Raw genomic sequence first — 20,405 nt, forward strand, 5'->3', positions numbered from 1 at the left:
AAGATCAAAAGATCGCAGCCTCCGGCAGCTCCTACGCCGAATGGCGTGTCCCGCGTAGATACCGTCTTGAACCTCACCGAGCAAGCGCAAGTTTCGGGTCAAATGGCTGGCCCGACTTGAGCCCTCCCGTAAACGACCCGGCATTTGCCTGATCAGGCATTTTCCCGCCGTCTACGCGCCTGAACAATCAAGGCGGGGGCGAAGTGCAACACAACCATCCGCACCAAGTGGTGGGACAGAATGAACACCACGTTCAGCCCGCCACTGAACGCGACGATCGCGATGGTTTCGATGGCCCCCGGCATGTACGCCAACCATGAAGTCAAGGGATCGCTGCCCAGCAACCACCCCGCTACCCTGGCAAACGCAGCGGCGACCAGCAACATCAGCGCGACAGACATCAACCCGGCACGGCCGTGGCGCACGAGCTCCGCCGAGGTAATGTCCTTGAATTTCGAGCCGATCAGCACACCGAGGATGACGGCGGCGGCATCGACGCTCCATGCCGGCATGTGGAAACCGTGCAGATAACCCAGTTTGACGTAGACGCCGGTGGCGACAATCGCGGTGAGCATGAACGGTGCCGGGACGCCGATGCGCAACAACAGGCGCCCGAGCACCAGGCACAGGGCGACCAGCGACAACAACGTCAGCACGGTGTTGATCCCCAGCGTGCTGCTCTCGACAAGCAACGCGTCGACAGGCCCGGGGATGCAAAAACTAACCAGCATGGTGATCGACAACAGGCGGACCAGGTGCACGACAATCACCTTGCTCGACGCCCGCTCGGACTCCAGCAAATCGAATACCGCCGCGAGTGCACCCGGGTAAACGGCCAGCAGCGAGTCCTTGAGGTTCCATCCCGACACTTTGCGCAGCCACAAACCCGCCGCGACAATCTGCGCAGTCAGGCACAGCAGCAACAAGCCCAGGCTGGGCAACAGCGCGGCGACTGTCTGGCTGTCCCAGGCCTCGAACATCAGGCCGGTGGCGATCCCCAATACGATTTGCACGTAGCCAAGACCGAGCGGCATCCTCGGCGAAAATTGGCGGTTGCTGACGATCAATGCGCTCGCGAGTATCGAGCCCAACAACAGGCCATGCGGGACGCCGGCATACTGAAAACCAGTGCCCACCGCAGTGGCAATCAGTAAACACAGTAAGGTTTTCATAGTTTCTCAAACGCCTAATGCACGAAGGTTCTTGTAGATGATTTCAGCCTGCATCTGCAGCACATCAATATTGCTGACCGCGTAGAACACCCCTGCGGTAGGGGCGCCGATTGCGAAGATATTGGTCGGCCCCTGTTCGTTTATCACCCGGCAGTCGTCAAAGCGCACATCGATTCCGCCGTACTGATGCTGGATGCACATCCCGGAGGCCGTCAGGTTTTGGTACAGCGCGCCCTCCATCGAATCGCCGGCGCCGGTCGCATTTACCAGGTTGGAAAACGAACACTGAAAATCCCGCCCCCGTGCCACGAATTGATCCTCGATGACGCTGACATCCGCCAACCCGGTTTTGCAGACCAATCGCCCGGAATGGATATGTTGATGAATCTTGGTCCAGTTCTCCTTGGGAATCGGCACCCGCAGTTGGCGCCAGGCGCTTCGGTATCGCCCGACGAAAACTTTTCGGTCGCGCTCGGATAACAGGTTCCAGATCATCGGCACGATCAGGTTGGTCGATGAAAGCACCGAGTAGATCGCCTCTCGGGCAACCGAGGCCTGGGTGTGATCGCGCATCAAGGCTTCGAGGTTGACGTGAATGCCGTGTGCGCCCAGCTCCTCGTCGAACATTGCCTGTACGGTTTTCAGTACCGAGCCGGTGCCCCGCAGTCGTTGCTTGAGGTTGCTCTCGTTCAGCACCTTGAGCGGGCGCGGATGGTAGTGCTCGCTGTAGTTGGGAATCTTGCTGCTTCGGGTGAGCATCGTGACGTGGTTGTCAGGGTGGGCGTCGAGCAGGGTTAGCGCCACATCGATGGCCGATAACTGATTGCCGAGCACACCGATACTTTCTGAGCGGATGTCGGCTAGTTTGGTCGTCGGATAGGGATTGTTGATGTAGCCTTCGACGCCTTCGAGTCGATAGATATCGGTCGGCTCGGAGTTGCCAGTCGCCAGAACCACAGCGCTGTAGCCCGAGCGTTCGCCGCTGGCGGTTTTCAGCGAGTAGCGTCCCTGTTCTGCGCTCATCCCTATCACCCGCTCGCGGTGATATCTGATGGCGCTATGGGCGCGCAGAGACGACTTGAGTGTCTCTTCGATGAACCTCCCGAACACCGGCCTCGGCTGATAAGATATGGCCTGCGACACGGGACATTCGCGCAACCAATGTTTGAAATCGCCGAGCTCGCGCAAATACATCAGGCTGGCCGGACGGTTGACCAGATTGCTCAAACTGTCCTGTTGATAGGCCTGACCAGACCCGGTGCTGCCGGTTGTATCGTAGACATCCACTTTCAATGCGGGCGTCAGGTGTTTTAGTCGCTCCACGAGAATGGCGCCGCTATAGCCCATTCCGACCACTGCTACCTTGCCCATATCTATCCTTAGATCGGTTTCCAGCGGGCGCGATAACGCCTCTTGGTGTGTATCACAATGCCAGATCATGGCATGCAACATTACGCCAGCTGACGAGGGTGACCGTCAGCCGGCCTTTTGCGGAAGGCAGGCGTGGGTGACGATGCCTTTCGTCTTCCGTTAATGCATCGGGTGGGAAGATTCCGTTACTCCCAGATAAACGTGTCTCTGATCCAACTATCGAGTTGCGCGAGGTGATCGCTGACGCTTTCTTCGCTATCGCCCTCGACAATCGCCGAGACGATTTCGCCATTGGTCAACTTCATCCCGGCGTAGTCCGTGCCCTTTTTTGCGGTGACCGAGCAATAACGAATGAAGGGCAAATCGATGTGTGCCGGATACTCGATCAATTTGCCAGTGCGTGGCGGAACATTCAGTTGTCCCAGCAAGCGGCGCGGCTTGATCAATTCTTTGAGCGATGCCGCTTTCCCGCCCCGCTCCGCGTCAATCAGGGTCAAGCGCGGGTTCAAACCGTAAGCGTCGGTCAACTCCTGGTTAACGCTGCACCCGCCAAGGCGACAGGCGATTTCGCAGACGATCAGCTCTTCACCGTCGAGAAAAACCTCGAGATGGAACAGCATTGTGCCGAGTCGCGGCAGTGCCTGCTCAACGATCCGTCGGGTGAGCGTCACGCATTGTTGGTGAAGCGGATTATGCTCGGCCAGCATCTGGAAACCGAGACTTTTACCGTCAAGGAAATCCAGGCAGGTCACCGTTGAGCGCACCGGAGAGATAATCACCGGCCGGCCGTCAATGTAGAGCCCATTGACGTTCAACAGTGATGAATCGATGTACTTTTCGACCATCAGGTTGTGTAGCGTTGTACTGTCCTGCTCGTGCAGGTAGCTGCGAAGTTCAGCGTCATCGTGTAGCACACGGACCCCACCGGAGCCGCGGCCGTCGCGGGGCTTTACCACTACCGGAAAACCATATTGCTCAGCGAAGTCATTGATTTCGCATGCCGAGCGGACGACCGCCATGGGGTTGATGCGGATGCCATGTTCCGCCAGTTTTTGCTTCATCAGGAATTTGTCCCGATACAGCAAGGTCATCTCTTCGTAACGCGTCGTCGAGCCGCTGAGCCGGTCTTTGATCCGCGCCACGCGCAACAAATCGACTTCCGCTAATGCCACCAGAGTGTTGGTTCCCAGTTCTTTTGCGGCGGCCAGCGCATCCAGCTCAACCACGCCCGAGTCATTGAAGTTTGCATAGAGCCGCAAAGCTGAGGTCAGTGCTGGAAATTGTTGTGTCAGCAATTCCTTGGCTGACAAGTCGCTATAAATCAGGCTGTTGTTACCCAATACACTTAGCCATTCTGCTTCGGAGTGTTGAAGCAGGATTTTTGCAGGCGCAAATAAAATGACAGGATTCAAGAGGGTTATCCGGTATCAAAAGAGTCCATTCAAAATGCCAAGCGCGCAACTGGGCGATAAATCCATGCGAATCACCCGCGCGCAACTTCCTTGGCACACGCAATACACAGTGTTTACAATCTTCTCAACCAAGAGAAATATGAAACAGTGTCAGAGTTCATAAAATTCGTGAGGATCTCCCTCGCTTTCCTTAGCCATGTATGAGTCCAATGCTTTTACCAGAAGAAATTGTTTAACATCATTTTTTTTGCGGGTCAACTCAACCCACTCGCTTGCATTCCTGCAAAAGCCTCCCCTAAAGCCCTTTACCCATAAGGGCTGCGGCTCTGAAGCGTGGTTTCGCGAAACGTTAACCTACCCACTGACTGCACGGTCAATAGTCGCCAGCCAGGTCATTTAATGTTGGAGCTTGAAGCAGCTTGTAAGCGGACCACTTTAATTCAATACTGCTATCCACCTCATTAATCCCGTTGCGCCAATGGTTCATCCCTGCGGATTATTGCCAATCATTATAAGCAACACTTATTGAGCCATTTCATGAGTTATCTGATGACATGAGACCCTTGGGAAAAATCAGTGGCCTGCGGTTAATATCTGAAACAGCCGGTTGATTGCCAAACCATGAATCGTCTCTTTGAGCAGCGATAAGCCCAGTGTAACTGACAGGTTAATACGCTACTTCGTGGCTCGCTGTAGGGCGCTTCCGAAAATGATGGGCACTAGCGAAATCAGTCGAGAGCTATCGCTCCTGACGGCGCGATAGTCGAGATACAAGGAGCTGCAGCAGGACGCGTCAGCTCCTACACAGGATTTCTGTGATGCCTAGAACACCGACCAGCCAATCCGCTGGCTCAGCAGCTCCAGCGCCGCCATGCCGGCCAGCGAGTTACCCGCCGGGTTCAGCTCCGGTGACCAGACGCATACGGTAAAGCGCCCCGGCACCACGGCCACGATGCCGCCGCCCACGCCACTCTTGCCCGGTAGACCGACGCGGTAGGCAAAGTTGCCGGCTTCGTCGTATAGACCGCTGGTGGCCATGATCGAGTTGACCTGTTGGGTCTGGCGCGCGGTGAGAATCTGTTCACCGCTGTGCTTGCAGAACCCATCATTGGCCAGGAAACAGAAGGCCCGGGCCAAATCGACACAACTCATGCGCAGCGCACAATGGCTGAAGTAGCTGCGCAGCACTGCTTCCACATCGTTATGAAAGTTGCCGAACGACTGCATCAGATAGGCCATGGCCGCGTTGCGCGCACGGTGCTGGTACTCCGACTCGGCGACTTTGCTGTCGACCATCACTTGCGGATTGCCGGACAAACGCCGCACAAAATCGCGCATCGACAACGCCGGCGCGGCAAAGCGTGACTGGTTGATGTCGCAGATCACCAGCGCCCCGGCATTGATGAACGGATTGCGTGGCCGACCGCGTTCAAATTCCAACTGCACCAGCGAGTTGAACGGCTGACCGGAAGGCTCGTGACCGAGTCGCTCCCAGATCGCCTCGCCGGAATGCTCGATGGCCTGCACCAGGCTGAATACCTTGGAAATGCTCTGCACCGAAAACGGCGTGTGCGCATCGCCCGCGCAATACAGCTCGCCGTCATTGCCATACACCGCAATGCCCAACTGATCGGCCGGCACACTGCCCAGCGCAGGAATGTAATTAGCCACCTTGCCCTGTCCGATCAGGGGGCGAACCGTATCAAGGATTTCGTTCAACAACGCTTGCATGCCGGGTTCCAAATTCACACCCCGTACCACTGCGGGGACACAGACGCTAGACGCCGCGTGCCCGCGTCAAAGCACAGTTTTGTGCTCAACTGCCACGTCCACGCGGTGGACCGAATAACAACTATCCTGCATCGTGTGGTGAAACCCGGCAACTGGAGTGCTGACCATGTTCGACAGCCTCATTCGCGAACAGCTCGACCACCTTCAGAACTTGATGGCCGAACAGCCGTTGCTGGTGCTTACGGGCGCCGGCATCAGCACGCCGTCGGGCATTCCCGATTACCGTGATACCGATGGGGTGCGGCGCGGTCGGCAGCCGATGATGTATCAGGAGTTCCTGAAAGCGCCCGAGGCGCGCCAGCGTTACTGGGCACGGGCGATGCTCGGTTGGCCGCGGGTTCGGCAAGCGCGGCCGAACCAGGCCCACGAAGCCTTGGCCACGTTGCAGACACAACGACAGATCACCGGGCTGATCACCCAGAACGTCGACACCTTGCACGATCAGGCCGGCAGCCCGGAGGTGATCGAATTGCATGGCAGCCTGCACCGGGTGCTGTGTCTGGATTGCGGCCAGCGCAGTGATCGGGACTCGATCCAGCGCCTCATGGAAGCGCAAAACCCCTATCTGTCAGGCGTCGACGCGGTTCAGGCACCCGATGGCGACACCCTGCTCGACCCGGCCTTCGTCGCGCACTTTCAAGTTCCCCGTTGCCCTCACTGCGAGGGCGAGCGAATGAAACCGGACGTGGTGTTTTTCGGTGAGAACGTTGCACAAACCACCGCGACCAAGGCCATGGCGGCTGCCGAACAGGCTGCGGGTATGCTGGTGGTGGGCTCGTCGTTGATGGCGTTTTCGGCGTTTCGCCTGTGTCGGGTGATCGCCGACCGTGGCAAACCGCTGATCGCCATCAACCTGGGCAAGACCCGCGCCGATGAGTTGTTGGACATGAAAATCGAGGCGTCCTGCGAACAGCTGTTGCCGCTGCTCGCAGAACGCCTGAGCCAATTCAGGCCATTTCTGCCTGTTTGACCACGACCGGTTTCTGCACTTCAAACCGATCCGCCAGGAACGGTGTGATGTCCAGCGGCAACGCTTCGTTGTTCACCAGCTTGTCCAGCAACACCCCGGTGATTGCCGAGGTCAGGATGCCAGTGCGGAAATGCCCGCAGGCATTGAGATAACCCTGAACCCCTTTCATCGGCCCGAGAATCGGTAACTCGTCCGGTGAGCCCGGCCGCAACCCCGCCCAGCAACGCTTGAGATTGATGTGTTCAAGCTCTGGAATGCAGCGGATCGCGCCTTGCACCAGCCCATTGATTTCCGGGTAGGTGGTGGTCACATCGAAGCCTTTGTCTTCGGTGGTGCTGCCGATCAGGATCTCTCCGTTGTCCTTCTGCGCCAGGTAGCAATCACTGGTGGTCAGGCAACCGCGCAAGATTTTCGGCATACACTCGGTCAGCAAAATCTGACCCTTGACCGGATTCACCGGAATGCTGATGCCCGTGGCTTTCAGGCTGAGTTCCGCGGCCCAGGCACCAGCGGCGTTGATCAAGGTGTCGCAACGGAACTCGCCGGCCTCGGCAGTCTGCACGCCGACCACTCGCGCGCCCTGGCGCAACACCTCAGTGACGTTGGTGTTGAAGTACAGGTCGACGCCATTCTGCCGGGCGCCTTCGGTGTAGGCATCCGCCAGACGGAACGGGCTGACCTGATGGTCGCAGAGAAACTCCAGCGCCCCGCGCGCCTCATGGCTGACACTCGGCTCGGCCTCGCGCAGTGCGGCCTGATCAAGCCAGCGCACCTGATCGGCCAAGTGTGGAATACAGGCGACGATGTGCTCGGCGTACAAACGGTCCTCATCGTCGTAGATCACGAATTTCAGCCCGGTTTTTTCGAACTTGAAGTCCATGCCGTGGTTCTCCTGCAACTCGCGGTGCAGGTCCGGGTACATCGCATTCGATTGCAGGGCAAAGTCAAAGAACGAATCCGGCAGGATGTGCGGCGTGCTGGAGTCGACCGCCACCGCCGTGCCCTGGGTTTCGCGCTTGCGGTCGGCCGACATCATGCGAAAAAAGATCACCCCGCAGCCCAGCCCCACCGACTCGCCAATCGCCCAGAGACCGCCGGCCGACGCACGGGTCGCGTTGCCAGGGCGCTTGGCGTCGATCAGCGCGACTTTCAGGTTTTTGCGTTTCGACAGTTGATAGGCACAGGAAGCCCCGATCACACCGCCACCGGCAATCACCACATCGTAGAACTTACTCATGATTCAACGCATCCGTGCCGAGGTTCTGGAAAGCCGAAAAAGGAATCGGCTCGATTGGGAAACGCGGACGCAACCAGCCCACGTCCTGACGCCCGGTGGCGTCACGCAAGCGGTCGCTGCAATAGCCGACGCACATCCGCCCCTGACAGTCGCCCATACTCACCCGCGTGCGCATTTTCAGGCTGGCCATGTCCTCAACACCTTGGGACAGCGCCCGATCGATGTCGGCGCGGGTGGCGTTTTCGCAGCGACAGATCACCGTGTCGGCAGCCGGCAACGCCGTTTGCCCGGCACCGCGCTCGGTGTAGCGATTCACCGCCGCGCGAAAGCGCACGATGGACTTGAGCTTCGCCAGATAGCGGTCACGCAATTGCAACGCACGGTCGACGTCCAGCACACCACGTTGCATGAGGATCGACAGCGCGGCGATCCGTCCACTGAGCATGGCCGCCTCACCGCCACGAATCCCGCCCATGTCGCCGGCCAGGTGGACGTGCGGTTCACTGCTTTGCTGCCAGATATTGGCCGTGGCGCGCAGGTAACCGTCATCGCTGAAGCCATGTCCCAGGCCCATTTGCTGACTGAGTTGGGTACGCGGAATAAAGCCATAGCCCACCGCCAGGGTCTGCGCCGCAACCTGCTCGGTGCGACTCAGGTCTGGCTGCCAACTGCTGGAATACGGTGCGACCGTCACACTGCGCAACTCGCCCTCGCCTTGCGCCTCGACTACGCCCCAACCGTAACGCATCGCGATTCGGTGCAATTTCAGATAGGCGAGCATGCTCAGCCCGTCGAGGAACAGTTGCGGTTTGTTCAGCAGTGCCAGGCTTTCCTTGGCGATCTTGCCGAAAGCGCAGGCCTCGAACACACCGGCAACCTTCACCCCGGATGCATGCAATTGACAGGCAACCAGCGGCAACAACGGACCGGTACCGGCGATCACCACCGGGCTTTGCGGTTTGACCACGCCACTTTTGATTTGCAGCTGTAAACCGCCCAGCAATATCACTCCCGGCAAGGTCCAGCCGGGGAACGGTACGCTGCGCTCATGGCATCCGGCGGCAAGCAACAACTGCGGGTAGGTGATTTCCTGCAGGTGTTCGTCAGCGTCCAGCATGACCAACGCCCGAGTCCCTTCTGCACCGATGACCCGAGTGTTCAAACACACATCGATCAGCGCACAACGCGCCTGAAAGTCACCATGCAGCCTGGCCAGAGCCTCGGCGTAACGCGGCCCCAGATAGTCCAGATGCACGCCGTCACGCAACGGCCCGCGATACACCACGCCGCCCAATCGGGAAGCTTCTTCGAGCAACGTGCAATGCACGCCGTGTTCGGCCAGTTCAATGGCCGCCGCCATACCCGCCGGGCCACCGCCGACGATCACCGGATGCAGGCTCATAGTGCCTCCTGCTCGGCAATACGGTTGACCACCGTTTCGACCTTCATGCCCGGCTGCACCAGAGTCTGGCAGGCGCGGCGCTTGTGTCGGCCGTTGATTTTCACCAGACAGCACTGGCACACGCCCATGCCGCAATAGGCCCCGCTGATCTGGTCGTGATCGTTGCGTGCGACCTGGCGCACGCCGAGGGATTGAATGACCGTCAGCACGGTTTCGCCAATCGCGGCGCTGACCGGTTGGCCATTGAGTTCGATGGTCATATCCGCCGTTTGCAGCGGCTGAATATCAAAGGTTCGATCTAGGCGTTGCATTGCATAGTTCATCCATGAAAGGGTTGGGTAAAGGTTGCCAGCTCCATGCTGCACTACACCTTGCAAGTCGGTTGATCCGCAAAAAATGCGCCGACCTGTACCGGTAACTCGACAACGCAACATGCGCGCACCACGGCGATGTAGCCGATGTCATGCGACAGACCTGGAGCGCATACGTTAGGAGTTATTTCACCGGACAATATTGATCCAGGCCAGTGAAAGCCTGGACTCATCCTTTTTTACAGAACGAGATGATGCGCCAGGGGCGCATCAGTTGGAGAAAACGTACTGCCCCTTGACCTTTTTCGGACCGATAAAGGCATAGTCCGGAAACAGCAACGACCTCAGGCGCATGACGAAGTACAGAACGCCCAACGTGAACACGGCACCCGCGGTGGCCACCAGCGGTGCCTCGGAAAATCCGGAGAACAATCGCGGCAGCTGGGTAATCGTCAGGACGATGTAGAGGGTATAGGCCTGCGCCGAGTTCTTGTAGAAGCCATAAGCGAACAGTAGCGGGACCACACCGGCAATCGCCGCCAGGATAAAGGCCGCTTTGGGCCCGATGCTCGCCCCAATCAAATACCCGAGCACCACGCCCATCAATGCCTGAATGAAGTTGATGGTCACCAGCGCATTAACTTTGCGGTAATGCGCCTGGTACAGATTCCGATCCGGATGCGCGGCGATCCAGAAGGCGAGCACCCGGTCCCCGACCCCTCCACCGGAAAACGCTTTGAAGGTCTCTGTCTTGGAGCGGCCTGCTTCAAGCATCGCCTCCAGTTGCCGTTTGATTTCCATTTTTTTCAAGACACTTCCCCTCTGCAAATTCAGGCACAGTCGTTGTCGGCCAACGCTAGTAGAGCGCCGGCATCTTGTCCATCCGTGGCCAACACCTGAAAACGGCCACGTCTATCGAGGTAAAAAACAAAAAATCGTGTCACCTTGCCCTGTGTTTCGAGCATCGGCTACTTTCGTTTATAGCTTTAGAGCCTCCAGGCAACGGGTGGCCAGATGATATCAATGATTGCCTGTATAAAAGTTTTTTTAGAAACCTCGCGGGCATTTCTTGGCACACTGCCGCCCCGTGTATTTCATTTACTCTCAGGCAAGCCCCATGACCCGAATCCTGACCATTGAAGACGACGCCGTCACCGCACGGGAGATCGTTGCCGAGCTGAGCAGCCATGGCTTGCAGGTGGACTGGGTCGCCAATGGTCGAGAAGGCCTGGCGCGAGCGGTCAGCGGTGACTACGACCTGATCACCCTGGACCGCATGCTGCCGGAGCTCGATGGCCTGGCGATTGTCACCACCTTGCGAACCATGGGCGTGTCGACGCCGATTCTGATGATCAGCGCCTTGTCCGACGTCGACGAGCGCGTTCGCGGCCTGCGTGCCGGCGGCGACGATTACCTGACCAAACCCTTTGCCACCGACGAAATGGCCGCCCGGGTCGAAGTCCTGCTGCGACGCCAGAACACCGTCAAGGACTACACCACGACCCTGCGCGTGGCCGATCTCGAGCTCAATCTGATCAGCCGCGAAGCCAGCCGCGCCGGGCAGTTGCTGAGCCTGCTGCCCACTGAATACAAACTGCTGGAATTTCTGCTGCGCAATACCGGGCAGATACTCTCGCGGATGATGATTTTCGAAGAGGTCTGGGGCTATCACTTCGACCCGGGCACCAACCTGATCGATGTACACATCGGACGTCTGCGCAAAAAGATCGACCCCCCGGGCCAACTGCCGCTGATACGGACTGTGCGAGGCTCGGGTTATGTCATTGCTGAACCCGTCTAAAGGCTGGCGGTCATCCAGCAGCCGTTTGCTGGCACTCTACAGTTCGCTGTTCGTGGTCTGGAGCGGCCTGCTCATGGGGGTGATGTATTACGAGGTTTCCAGCTACCTGGAGAACCTTGCCAAACATTCGCTGATGCAACGCCAGCACCTGTTTTCGCGTTTCCACGGCGAGCAACTGGATGAGGCGCTGATCGCCAGCATCACCTTCGATCAGCGCGGTATCGACGCCTACGGGCTGTTCGACGAGCAGCATCGGCCCTTGCACGGACTGATCCGCAAGATCCCCGCCGGTCTGCCGCTGGACGGCAAGATCCATGAACTGCCCGACTGCGCCGACCCGGATGACGCCAGCATGCCGTCCGACAGTTGCGACGCGGTGGCGACTCACACTCTGGATGGCCGCTGGCTGGTTCTGGTGCGTGACAACGGTTCGTTGTTCGCGGTCACGCGGATCATCCTGTATGCACTGTTCTGGGGAGTCTCGCTGACCATTATCCCCGGCATCGCCGGTTGGCATCTGTTGCGCCGTCGGCCGTTACGGCGCATTCGCGCCCTGCAAGCGAGTGCCGAAGCCATCGTCGCCGGTAACCTGAACCACCGTTTGCCGCTGTCCAGCCGCCGCGATGAGCTGGACATGCTCGCGGCCATCGTCAACGCCATGCTCGAACGCATCGAGCGGCTGGTGAATGAGGTTAAGGGGGTTTGCGACAACATCGCCCACGACCTGCGCACCCCGCTCACCCGGCTACGCGCGCAGCTTTACCGCATTCAGCAGCAGGCCGCCGAAGGGTCCGATGAAGCGACGCAACTGGATCAGGTGCTCGCCGAAACCGACACCCTGATGGCGCGTTTTCGAGGCTTGCTGCGGATTTCCGAGTTGGAGGATCAACAGCGGCGTTCGGGTTTCGTGCTGTTCGATCCGTTGCCGTTGCTGCAGGAACTGCATGATTTTTACCTGCCGCTGGCCGAAGAAGGCCATCTGAGCCTGAGCCTGCAAACGCCGCAAACCTTGCCAGCGCTGACTGGCGACCGGGCATTGTTGTTTGAAGCCTTGTCGAACTTGCTGAGTAACTCGATCAAGTTCACCCCGGCGGGCGGTCAGGTCATTGTGCGGGCGAGCGATAACGCCGGCAGCACACGCATCGAGGTACTCGACTCCGGTCCCGGCATCCCTGCGGACAAACGCACGGCCGTGTTTCAACGTTTCTATCGCGTTGACGACAACGCTAAAAAAGGAGGTTTCGGCCTCGGATTGTCGATTGTCGCAGCCATCGTGAACCTGCATGGGTTCACCCTTGATGTCGGCAGCAGCGAACTCGGCGGCGCCCGGCTGACGCTCGATTGCCGCCAGCGTTTACTGCCCGCGGATTAGCCTGCTGCCCCCAAAAGATCGCAGCCTGCGGCAGCTCCTACGGATAGACACCACCCCCTCCGTAGGAGCTGCCGCAGGCTGCGATCTTTTGATCTTCAGGCGCTCATGGGGGTCGGCAACCACAACCGGAACCTCGCCCCGCCCAGTGGCGAGGTTTCGGCCGTCAGCGTGCCATCCTGGGCTTCCAGTGCCCGACGGCTGATCGCCAGTCCCAGGCCAAACCCGCCCGTGGCGCGGTCGCGGCTGCGGTCTAGCCGATAAAACGGCTCGAAGATTCGCTCACGTTCGTCTTCCGGAATGCCGATACCGTCATCGTCGACCCAGATTTCGCAGCCTTTGGGGCAAACCTGCACGCCGATTTGAATACGTTTTTCGCAGTAACGCATGGCGTTGCGCAGCAGGTTCTGGATCGCGCGGGCGGTCAGGCGCGGGTCGAGGCTAAAGCGTTCGAGCTGGCCGTGCAGCATGACGTCGATGACGATGTCCGGCGACTCCAGTTCCTCATCGACGCTGCCCAGAATGCTGTCGATGAACTCATCCAGCGACACCTCCACCTGCTCCGGCACCCGTACCGGATTTTGCAGGCGACTGTAGGAGAGCAATTCCAGCACCAGCTCATCCAGTTCACGAATGTGTGCAACCAACCCCTGCAAACGCTCGCGGCTAGCGGCCGGCAAGTCGTCGGACAGCGCCAGTGCCAGGCCAAAATCCAGTCGGGTCAGCGGCGTGCGCAGTTCGTGAGACACCGCATTGAGCAGGTCACGTTGCTGGTTCAGGAGATTTTCTATATCACCGGCCATGGTGTCGAAGACATTGGCCAGGCTACCGATGTTCGAGCTCGGCGGAATCTGCGTGCGCTCGCTCAAGTGGCCCTTGCCGAAGCGCTCGGCAGTATTTTTCAGACGTTCCAGGTCGCGCCAGTGCGGCCGCAGCCAGATCAGCAGGCAAGCCAGCAGCGCCGCACCGATCAGTACGTTGATGCTCCAGTACAACAAATTGACGTCCAGCGGATCCGGTGGCACCACCAGCTTCACCGACAGCTGTTCGTCCAGCGGTGAAACCGCCAGCGTACGCCAGCCCCAGTCGCCCATGCGGATGACCTTTTCACCGCGCTCCAGACGTTCACGTTCGTAGGGTGTGAAGTCCGCGTCGTCATTGCGCACCAGCACCACATGCAACGGGCTGAAGTCGTTGTCCAGTTGCGTCGCCAGGCGAGTCCATTGCTCGCTCGGCACCGCGTGAAACTGCTTGACGATCAGGTTCTGCAAGCCTCGGGACTGATCGAGGTTGTAGTTTTGGAATCGCTCATGAAAAGCCTTGATCACCAGATCCGGGATGAAATAGATCGCCGCGCTGAAGGTGACGATGGTGATCAGGTAGAGGCGGATCAGAATGCGCAGCATGGTTTCAGCATTCCCACTCGGAGCGACTGAACAGATAACCCTTGCCCCACACGGTCTTGATCTTGCGCGCTTCGCCGGCGTGGTCATCGAATTTGCGCCGCAGCTTGGAGATCGCCACGTCCACCGAGCGGTCGGTGCCGTTGAATTCGATGCCGCGCAGGCGTTGCAGAATCTGGTCGCGGCTAAGCACTTCACCGGCGTGGCGCGCCAGCACCACCAGCAGGTTGTATTCGCCGCTGGACAGTTCGACCAACTGCTCGCGCCAGATCACGGTGCGCTCCGACAGGTCGATACAGAGGTTGCCCATGAGGATTCGGTCGCTGGCGGTCTGTGGTTCGTTCAGGCTGCTGCGCCGTAGCAAGGTCCGCACCCGTGCCAGCAACACGCGCGGCTCGCAAGGTTTGGTCACGTAATCGTCGGCGCCCATCTCCAGCCCCAGCACCTGGTCGTGACTGTCGTCGCGGGCCGTCAGCATGAGAATCGGCAGGGTCGCCGAATCGGCGCGCAGCAAACGACAGACCTGCAGGCCATCGAGGCCCGGCAGCATCAGGTCGAGGATCACCAGATCCGGCGGGTTGATTCGCGCCCGTTCGCGGACATGGTCGCCACGGCTGATCACGCTGACCTGATAGCCATTGCGTTCAAGGTAGCTGGCAATCAATTCAGAGAGCGCGGAGTCGTCTTCGACCAGGAGGATGTTGGGCATGGGTGTTTCCAGGGAATGCAGTGGCGTTTGATAAACCGCTATCGCGAGCAGGCTCGCTCCCACAGTTGATCGGGGGTGTTCACAAAATCTGTGCTCACATCAAATCCCTGTGGGAGCGAGCTTGCTCGCGATGGCGGCATAACAGTCGCAAAAGGAATCAAGCAGCCAAGGATATACGCCCTCACGCGCGCATGAGTAAAACCCTTACACAATTTCACACAGCACCTACAAAGCTTCACCGCTACGCTCGTCCCCTCCCCGTAGGATGCCGGGGTCATTATTGGGGTATTCACATGTCAAAGAACCTGTTTGCGAAGCTCGGCCTGATTGCCTTGGCAATGACGCTGAGCGCGTGTGACAAGTCCTCCACCGCCGAAGAAACAGCGCCGCTGGCCACGGTCCGGATCGAAACCATCTCCGCCGGGCCGCTGTCGATCAGCAGCGAACTGAGTGGGCGGATCGCCGCACCACGAATCGCCGAAGTCCGCGCCCGGGTGGCCGGCGTCGTCTTGCAACGAACCTTCCGCGAAGGCAGCGACGTCAAACAGGGCGACGTGCTGTTTCGCATTGATCCGGCACCGTTCAAGGCGGATCTGGACAGCGCCCAGGCGGCGCTGCGCAAAGCCGAGGCCAATGCCTTTCAGGCGCGTTTGCAAGAGCAACGCTACGCGCAACTGATCGAAGGCAATGCCATCAGCGGCCAGGATTACGACAACTCCCGCGCCAATGCCCGGCAGACCGCCGCCGATGTCGCGGCCAATCAGGCGGCAGTACAACGGGCGAAACTGAACCTGGGTTACGCCACCGTCACTGCACCGATTTCCGGGCGCGTCGGTCGTGCGCTGGTCACCGAAGGCGCGCTGGTCGGGCAGAACGAAAGCACGCCCTTGGCGCTGATCCAGCAACTGAACCCGATCCACGCTGACCTGACCCAGTCAACCCGCGAACTCAACGAGTTGCGTCGGGCCTTTCGTGCCGGGCAGTTGCAGCAGGTCGGTCAGGATCAGGCCAAAGCCACATTGATTCAGGATGACGGCAGCCTCTATCCGCTGCCGGGCAAGCTGCTGTTCGCCGACATCAGCGTCGACCCGAGCACTGGTCAGATCATCCTGCGCAGCGAGTTCCCCAACCCGGACCTCGACCTGCTGCCGGGCAGTTTCATCCGCGTGCGCCTGGAGCAAGCAGTCAACCAGCAAGGCATCAGCGTGCCGCAACGGGCGATCCTGCGTGACAGCGCCGGCATTGCTCAGGTGCTGCTACTCGACGCCGACGCACGCATCAGCCAACAACCGGTGCAGCTTGGCCAGGTGCAGAAGAATCGCTGGATCGTTACCGGCGGCCTGAAACCCGGCGACCGCATTGTCATCGAAGGCCTGCAACACGCCCGTCCCGGCGAAAAAGTGCAGATCGACGACACCCCTCTTCCACTTGCCCAGGTAACCGGGCAGTAGGCAGGACGCAGACTTTATGCCGCAATTTTTTATCGACCGCCCGGTATTCGCCTGGGTGGTCGCGCTGTTTATCCTGTTGGCAGGCAGCCTGGCCATCCCGCAGCTGCCCGTCGCGCAGTACCCCAACGTTGCGCCGCCAAAGGTCGAGATCTATGCGGTGTACCCCGGCGCCTCGGCGCAAACCGTCGATGAAAGCGTGGTCAGCCTGATCGAAGGCGAGCTCAACGGCGCTGACCATCTGCTGTATTTCGAATCCCAGAGCAGCCTCGGCACCGCCACCATCACCGCAACCTTTCAGCCTGGCACTGATCCGGAAATGGCTCAGGTCGATGTGCAAAACCGCCTCAAAGTGGTCGAGTCGCGCCTGCCGCAAGCGGTGATTCAGCAAGGCTTGCAGGTCGAAAAAGTCTCGTCCGGCTTCCTGCTGTTGATCACCCTCACGTCCAGCGACGGCAAGCTCAATGACGTCGCGCTCAGTGATTACCTGGCGCGCAACGTGATGAACGAAATCAAGCGTCTGGACGGCGTTGGCAAGGCCCAGCTGTATGGTGCCGAGCGGGCCATGCGGATCTGGATCGACCCGCAGAAACTGATCGGTTTCAACCTGACCCCGGCCGACGTCAATGCCGCGATTGTTGCGCAGAACGCCCAGGTCTCGGCCGGCAGCATCGGTGACTTGCCGACCCGCACCACTCAGGAAATCACCGCGACGGTGCTGGTGAAAGGTCAGCTGTCGACCCCCGAAGAGTTCGCCGACATTGTGCTACGGGCCAATTCCGACGGTTCCACGGTGCGTGTAGGCGACGTGGCACGGGTCGAAATCGGCAGCCAGGAATACCAGTTCTCCACCCGCCTCAATGGCAAGCCGTCGACCGCCGTCAGCGTGCAACTGGCGCCCGGCGCCAACGCCTTGAGCACGGCAACGCTGGTGCGCGAGAAGATGGACGAGCTGGCGCGCTACTTCCCGGCCGGCGTGGAGTACAAGATTCCGTATGACACCTCGCCGTTCGTCAAAGTCTCGATCACCAAAGTGATCTACACCCTCGGCGAAGCGATGCTGCTGGTGTTCGCGGTGATGTTCCTGTTCCTGCAGAACATCCGCTACACGCTGATCCCGACCCTGGTGGTGCCAGTGGCGTTGATGGGCACCTTTGCAACCATGTTGGCGCTGGGCTTCTCGATCAACGTGTTGACCATGTTCGGCATGGTCTTGGCGATCGGCATTCTGGTGGACGACGCCATCGTCGTCGTCGAGAACGTCGAGCGGATCATGGTCAACGAAGGTCTGTCGCCCAAAGAAGCCACGCGCAAAGCCATGAGCCAGATCACCGGGGCGATCATCGGCATCACCCTGGTGCTGGTGGCGGTGTTTATTCCGATGGCGTTCATGCAGGGCTCGGTGGGGGTGATTTACCAGCAGTTCTCGCTGTCGATGGCCACTTCGATCCTGTTCTCGGCGTTCCTCGCCCTGACACTCACCCCGGCACTTTGCGCCACGCTGCTCAAACCGATCGCCAAGGGTGAACATCATGCCAAGGGCGGTTTCTTCGGCTGGTTCAACCGGCGCTTCGAGCAGATGACCGAGGGTTATCAGCGCTGGGTGGTGTACGCACTGAAACGCAGTGGCCGTTTTCTGCTGGTCTATGGCGTGCTGTTGATCGGCCTGGTGTTTTGCTTCAGTCGCCTGCCCTCGTCCTTTCTGCCAGTCGAAGACCAGGGTTACACCATCACCGACATTCAGCTGCCGCCGGGCGCGAGCAAGAACCGCACGGTGCAGGTGGTCGAGCAGATTGAAGCGCACAACGCCACGGAGCCGGGCGTCGGCGACAGCACGGTGATTCTCGGTTTCAGTTTCTCCGGCAGCGGCCAGAACGCAGCCCTGGCGTTCACCACGCTCAAGGATTGGTCGGCACGTAGCCGTGATGATTCGGCGGCCTCGATTGCCGATCGGGCCAACATTGCGCTGAGCCAGATCAAGGACGCCGTGGCCTTCGCGGTGCTGCCGCCTCCGGTTGACGGCCTCGGTACGTCGAGCGGTTTCGAGTTCCGCCTGCAAGACCGTGGCGGCCTTGGCCATGCCACGCTGATGCAAGCGCGCAGCGCGTTGTTGGCGGCCGCCGAGAAGAGCCCGATCCTGATGAATGTGCGCGAAAGCGCCTTGGCTGAAGCACCGCAAGTGCAGCTGGAGGTCGACCGCAAACAGGCGAATGCCTTGGGCGTTTCGTTTGCCGATATCGGCAACGTGCTGTCCACCGCCGTGGGCTCGGCTTATATCAACGACTTCCCCAACCAGGGGCGGATGCAGCGGGTGGTGGTTCAGGCTGAAGGTGATCAGCGCAGTCAGGTTGACGATTTGCTGAAAATCCATGTGCGCAACAACGCCGGAAAAATGGTGCCGTTGTCGGCGTTCGTCCAGGCCAAATGGACCCAGGGCCCGGCGCAGCTGACGCGCTATAACGGTTACCCGGCCATCAGCATTTCCGGTGAGCCGGCGCCCGGTCACAGCACCGGTGAAGCGATGGCGGAAATCGAGCGCCTGGTCGCCCAGGGGCCGGCGGGACTGGGTCAGGAATGGACCGGGTTGTCGTTGCAAGAGCGGCTGTCTGGCAGTCAGGCACCGATTCTGCTCGGTTTGTCGTTGTTGATCGTGTTCCTGTGTCTCGCGGCGCTGTACGAGAGCTGGTCGATTCCGACCTCGGTGCTGTTGGTGGTGCCGCTGGGTGTGCTCGGCGCGGTACTGGCCGTGACCTTGCGCGGGATGCCCAACGATGTGTTCTTCAAGGTCGGACTGATCACCATCATTGGTCTGTCGGCGAAAAACGCGATCCTGATCATCGAGTTCGCCAAGAGCCTGTACGACGAAGGCCATGACCTGATCGACGCCACAGTGCAAGCCGCGCGCTTGCGCCTGCGGCCAATTGTCATGACCTCGCTGGCATTCATCCTGGGCGTGGTGCCGTTGGCGATTGCCACCGGAGCCAGTTCGGCGAGCCAGCAAGCGATCGGCACGGGTGTGATTGGCGGGATGATCACCGCGACCATGGCGGTGGTGTTTGTGCCGGTGTTTTTTGTAGTGGTGATGAGATTGGTCCGCAAGCGACATAAGAACATCTGCACAACATAAATCAACTGTGGGAGCGAGCTTGCTCGCGATAGCGGCATAAAAGCCAACATGGATGTTGGATGTTACGGCCTCATCGCGAGCAAGCTCGCTCCCACATTGGTTCTCATCAATCTCACCCTTGTGGTCACAACGGACCTCGCTGGGCTAAGGTGTTACAAAGCCCTGACGTATCGAGCCTCCATGCCACACCTCCTGCGCACCCACCCTCGCCTGACCGCCGCCACCCTGCTGGGGGTGGCGGTCAGCATCCTGGCTCCGGCCGACTCACTCATCAGCAAGATCCTGATCGGCTGGAATTCCGGCGTCTGGACCTATCTGGTGCTGATGCTCTGGCTGACCGTGCGCTCACGGGCCGATGACGTAAAACGCATCGCCGAAGTCGAGGATGAAAACGCCGGGGTGGTGCTGCTCATCGTCTGCATAGCGGCGATTGCCAGCCTCGCCACCATCACCCTGGAACTGGCCGGCAGCAAGGACCTGGAAACCAGCCGGAGGCTATTGCACTACGGCTTCACCGGGATGACCGTGATCGGTTCGTGGTTGTTGGTCGGGGTGATCTTCAGCGTGCATTACGCACGGCTGTTCTACACCTGGGACGGCAAGGACCCGGCACTGCGTTTTGCCGAAGGTCTGCTGACCCCCAACTACTGGGACTTCCTGTACTTTTCCTTCACCATCGGCGTGGCAGTACAAACCTCCGATGTCGGGGTCGCCACACGCAGTTTGCGCAAAATCGTGCTCGCCCAGTCACTGATCGGTTTTCTGTTCAACACGGCCATCCTGGGTTTTTCGATCAACATTGCCGCTGGACTGTTCAGTTGATGAAAACTGCGCGCCGCACTATTGGGCGCGACCAATGACAGCGTTTTCATCAGCCCAAGC

At 59.6% G+C, this 20,405-nt stretch carries 16 protein-coding genes; 6 read left to right on the plus strand and 10 right to left on the minus strand.

The genetic code is table 11. The features are described from left to right. Positions 1-152: 152 nt before the first annotated feature. The 4 genes from AC1RKH_RS22040 to glsB form a co-directional block, all read right to left on the minus strand. The gene (locus AC1RKH_RS22040) at positions 153-1,172 is read right to left on the minus strand and encodes an AbrB family transcriptional regulator (protein ID WP_493064516.1); all 1,020 of its coding nucleotides are present in this window, start codon (positions 1,170-1,172) and stop codon (positions 153-155) included. A 6-nt stretch (positions 1,173-1,178) separates the two neighbouring features. Beyond that, positions 1,179-2,624 carry an FAD/NAD(P)-binding protein gene (locus tag AC1RKH_RS22045; protein WP_493064517.1) on the minus strand — a complete coding sequence of 482 codons (1,446 nt, stop codon included), beginning with the start codon at positions 2,622-2,624 and terminating at the stop codon, positions 1,179-1,181. 104 nt (positions 2,625-2,728) lie between these two features. After that, complete coding sequence (locus AC1RKH_RS22050) at positions 2,729-3,955, minus strand: ATP-grasp domain-containing protein (protein WP_493064518.1); 1,227 nt, start codon at positions 3,953-3,955, stop codon at positions 2,729-2,731. An 822-nt stretch (positions 3,956-4,777) separates the two neighbouring features. After that, positions 4,778-5,686, minus strand: coding sequence for a glutaminase B (glsB, locus tag AC1RKH_RS22055; protein ID WP_123424814.1), 909 nt, complete (start codon positions 5,684-5,686; stop codon positions 4,778-4,780). A 166-nt stretch (positions 5,687-5,852) separates the two neighbouring features. Between glsB and AC1RKH_RS22060 the strand changes: the two genes are divergently transcribed. Further along, positions 5,853-6,716, plus strand: a complete 864-nt coding sequence (locus AC1RKH_RS22060) for an NAD-dependent protein deacetylase (protein ID WP_493064519.1) — start codon at positions 5,853-5,855, stop codon at positions 6,714-6,716. Here AC1RKH_RS22060 and hcnC read toward each other — a convergent pair. From hcnC to AC1RKH_RS22080, 4 genes are all read right to left on the minus strand, one after another. Then, positions 6,694-7,953, minus strand: a complete 1,260-nt coding sequence (hcnC, locus tag AC1RKH_RS22065; RefSeq protein ID WP_493064520.1) for a cyanide-forming glycine dehydrogenase subunit HcnC — start codon at positions 7,951-7,953, stop codon at positions 6,694-6,696. The genes AC1RKH_RS22060 and hcnC overlap by 23 nt on opposite strands. Next, positions 7,946-9,355 (minus strand): cyanide-forming glycine dehydrogenase subunit HcnB, encoded by a 1,410-nt coding sequence (gene hcnB / locus AC1RKH_RS22070; RefSeq protein WP_493064521.1) that lies wholly within the window; start codon positions 9,353-9,355, stop codon positions 7,946-7,948. Before hcnB ends, hcnC begins: the two co-directional genes overlap by 8 nt. Further along, complete coding sequence (gene hcnA, locus AC1RKH_RS22075; RefSeq protein ID WP_493064522.1) at positions 9,352-9,666, minus strand: cyanide-forming glycine dehydrogenase subunit HcnA; 315 nt, start codon at positions 9,664-9,666, stop codon at positions 9,352-9,354. The genes hcnB and hcnA overlap by 4 nt, the downstream gene beginning before the upstream one ends. Positions 9,667-9,936: 270 nt before the next feature. Beyond that, the gene (locus AC1RKH_RS22080; RefSeq protein WP_493064541.1) at positions 9,937-10,467 is read right to left on the minus strand and encodes a hypothetical protein; all 531 of its coding nucleotides are present in this window, start codon (positions 10,465-10,467) and stop codon (positions 9,937-9,939) included. Positions 10,468-10,783: 316 nt separating this feature from the next. Between AC1RKH_RS22080 and AC1RKH_RS22085 the strand changes: the two genes are divergently transcribed. Both AC1RKH_RS22085 and AC1RKH_RS22090 read left to right on the plus strand, forming a co-directional pair. Then, a complete protein-coding gene (locus AC1RKH_RS22085; RefSeq protein ID WP_123424820.1) occupies positions 10,784-11,467 on the plus strand; it encodes a response regulator transcription factor in 684 nt (227 codons plus the stop codon). Then, positions 11,445-12,839, plus strand: coding sequence for a sensor histidine kinase (locus tag AC1RKH_RS22090; RefSeq protein WP_493064523.1), 1,395 nt, complete (start codon positions 11,445-11,447; stop codon positions 12,837-12,839). The genes AC1RKH_RS22085 and AC1RKH_RS22090 overlap by 23 nt, the downstream gene beginning before the upstream one ends. Positions 12,840-12,934: 95 nt before the next feature. Here the strand turns inward: AC1RKH_RS22090 and AC1RKH_RS22095 are convergent, their stop codons facing one another. Further along, positions 12,935-14,242, minus strand: a complete 1,308-nt coding sequence (locus tag AC1RKH_RS22095; protein WP_493064524.1) for an ATP-binding protein — start codon at positions 14,240-14,242, stop codon at positions 12,935-12,937. 4 nt (positions 14,243-14,246) lie between these two features. Beyond that, the gene (locus AC1RKH_RS22100; protein ID WP_123424824.1) at positions 14,247-14,948 is read right to left on the minus strand and encodes a response regulator; all 702 of its coding nucleotides are present in this window, start codon (positions 14,946-14,948) and stop codon (positions 14,247-14,249) included. Between the two features lie 293 nt (positions 14,949-15,241). On the opposite strand from AC1RKH_RS22100, the gene AC1RKH_RS22105 reads away from it, so the two are divergent. The 3 genes from AC1RKH_RS22105 to AC1RKH_RS22115 all read left to right on the plus strand — a co-directional run bounded on the left by AC1RKH_RS22105 (position 15,242) and on the right by AC1RKH_RS22115 (position 20,345). After that, positions 15,242-16,399, plus strand: coding sequence for an efflux RND transporter periplasmic adaptor subunit (locus AC1RKH_RS22105; RefSeq protein ID WP_493064525.1), 1,158 nt, complete (start codon positions 15,242-15,244; stop codon positions 16,397-16,399). A 16-nt stretch (positions 16,400-16,415) separates the two neighbouring features. Further along, complete coding sequence (locus tag AC1RKH_RS22110) at positions 16,416-19,523, plus strand: multidrug efflux RND transporter permease subunit (protein WP_493064526.1); 3,108 nt, start codon at positions 16,416-16,418, stop codon at positions 19,521-19,523. A gap of 180 nt (positions 19,524-19,703) precedes the next feature. Beyond that, positions 19,704-20,345, plus strand: coding sequence for a DUF1345 domain-containing protein (locus AC1RKH_RS22115; RefSeq protein WP_493064527.1), 642 nt, complete (start codon positions 19,704-19,706; stop codon positions 20,343-20,345). The last annotated feature ends 60 nt before the right edge of the window (positions 20,346-20,405 follow it).

The sequence above is a fragment of the Pseudomonas sp. GW822-FHT06B12 genome, assembly GCF_058799675.1.

What these genes read in the sequence shown, in the direction of transcription:
- hcnC (WP_493064520.1), bottom strand. Translation starts at nt 7,953, where the DNA reads ATGAGTAAGTTCTACGATGTGGTGATTGCCGGTGGCGGTGTGATCGGG.
- AC1RKH_RS22115 (WP_493064527.1), top strand. Translation starts at nt 19,704, where the DNA reads ATGCCACACCTCCTGCGCACCCACCCTCGCCTGACCGCCGCCACCCTG.
- AC1RKH_RS22100 (WP_123424824.1), bottom strand. Translation starts at nt 14,948, where the DNA reads ATGCCCAACATCCTCCTGGTCGAAGACGACTCCGCGCTCTCTGAATTG.
- AC1RKH_RS22085 (WP_123424820.1), top strand. Translation starts at nt 10,784, where the DNA reads ATGACCCGAATCCTGACCATTGAAGACGACGCCGTCACCGCACGGGAG.
- hcnB (WP_493064521.1), bottom strand. Translation starts at nt 9,355, where the DNA reads ATGAGCCTGCATCCGGTGATCGTCGGCGGTGGCCCGGCGGGTATGGCG.
- glsB (WP_123424814.1), bottom strand. Translation starts at nt 5,686, where the DNA reads ATGCAAGCGTTGTTGAACGAAATCCTTGATACGGTTCGCCCCCTGATC.
- AC1RKH_RS22095 (WP_493064524.1), bottom strand. Translation starts at nt 14,242, where the DNA reads ATGCTGCGCATTCTGATCCGCCTCTACCTGATCACCATCGTCACCTTC.
- AC1RKH_RS22110 (WP_493064526.1), top strand. Translation starts at nt 16,416, where the DNA reads ATGCCGCAATTTTTTATCGACCGCCCGGTATTCGCCTGGGTGGTCGCG.
- AC1RKH_RS22040 (WP_493064516.1), bottom strand. Translation starts at nt 1,172, where the DNA reads ATGAAAACCTTACTGTGTTTACTGATTGCCACTGCGGTGGGCACTGGT.
- AC1RKH_RS22090 (WP_493064523.1), top strand. Translation starts at nt 11,445, where the DNA reads ATGTCATTGCTGAACCCGTCTAAAGGCTGGCGGTCATCCAGCAGCCGT.
- AC1RKH_RS22105 (WP_493064525.1), top strand. Translation starts at nt 15,242, where the DNA reads ATGTCAAAGAACCTGTTTGCGAAGCTCGGCCTGATTGCCTTGGCAATG.
- AC1RKH_RS22060 (WP_493064519.1), top strand. Translation starts at nt 5,853, where the DNA reads ATGTTCGACAGCCTCATTCGCGAACAGCTCGACCACCTTCAGAACTTG.
- AC1RKH_RS22045 (WP_493064517.1), bottom strand. Translation starts at nt 2,624, where the DNA reads ATGTTGCATGCCATGATCTGGCATTGTGATACACACCAAGAGGCGTTA.
- hcnA (WP_493064522.1), bottom strand. Translation starts at nt 9,666, where the DNA reads ATGCAACGCCTAGATCGAACCTTTGATATTCAGCCGCTGCAAACGGCG.
- AC1RKH_RS22080 (WP_493064541.1), bottom strand. Translation starts at nt 10,467, where the DNA reads ATGGAAATCAAACGGCAACTGGAGGCGATGCTTGAAGCAGGCCGCTCC.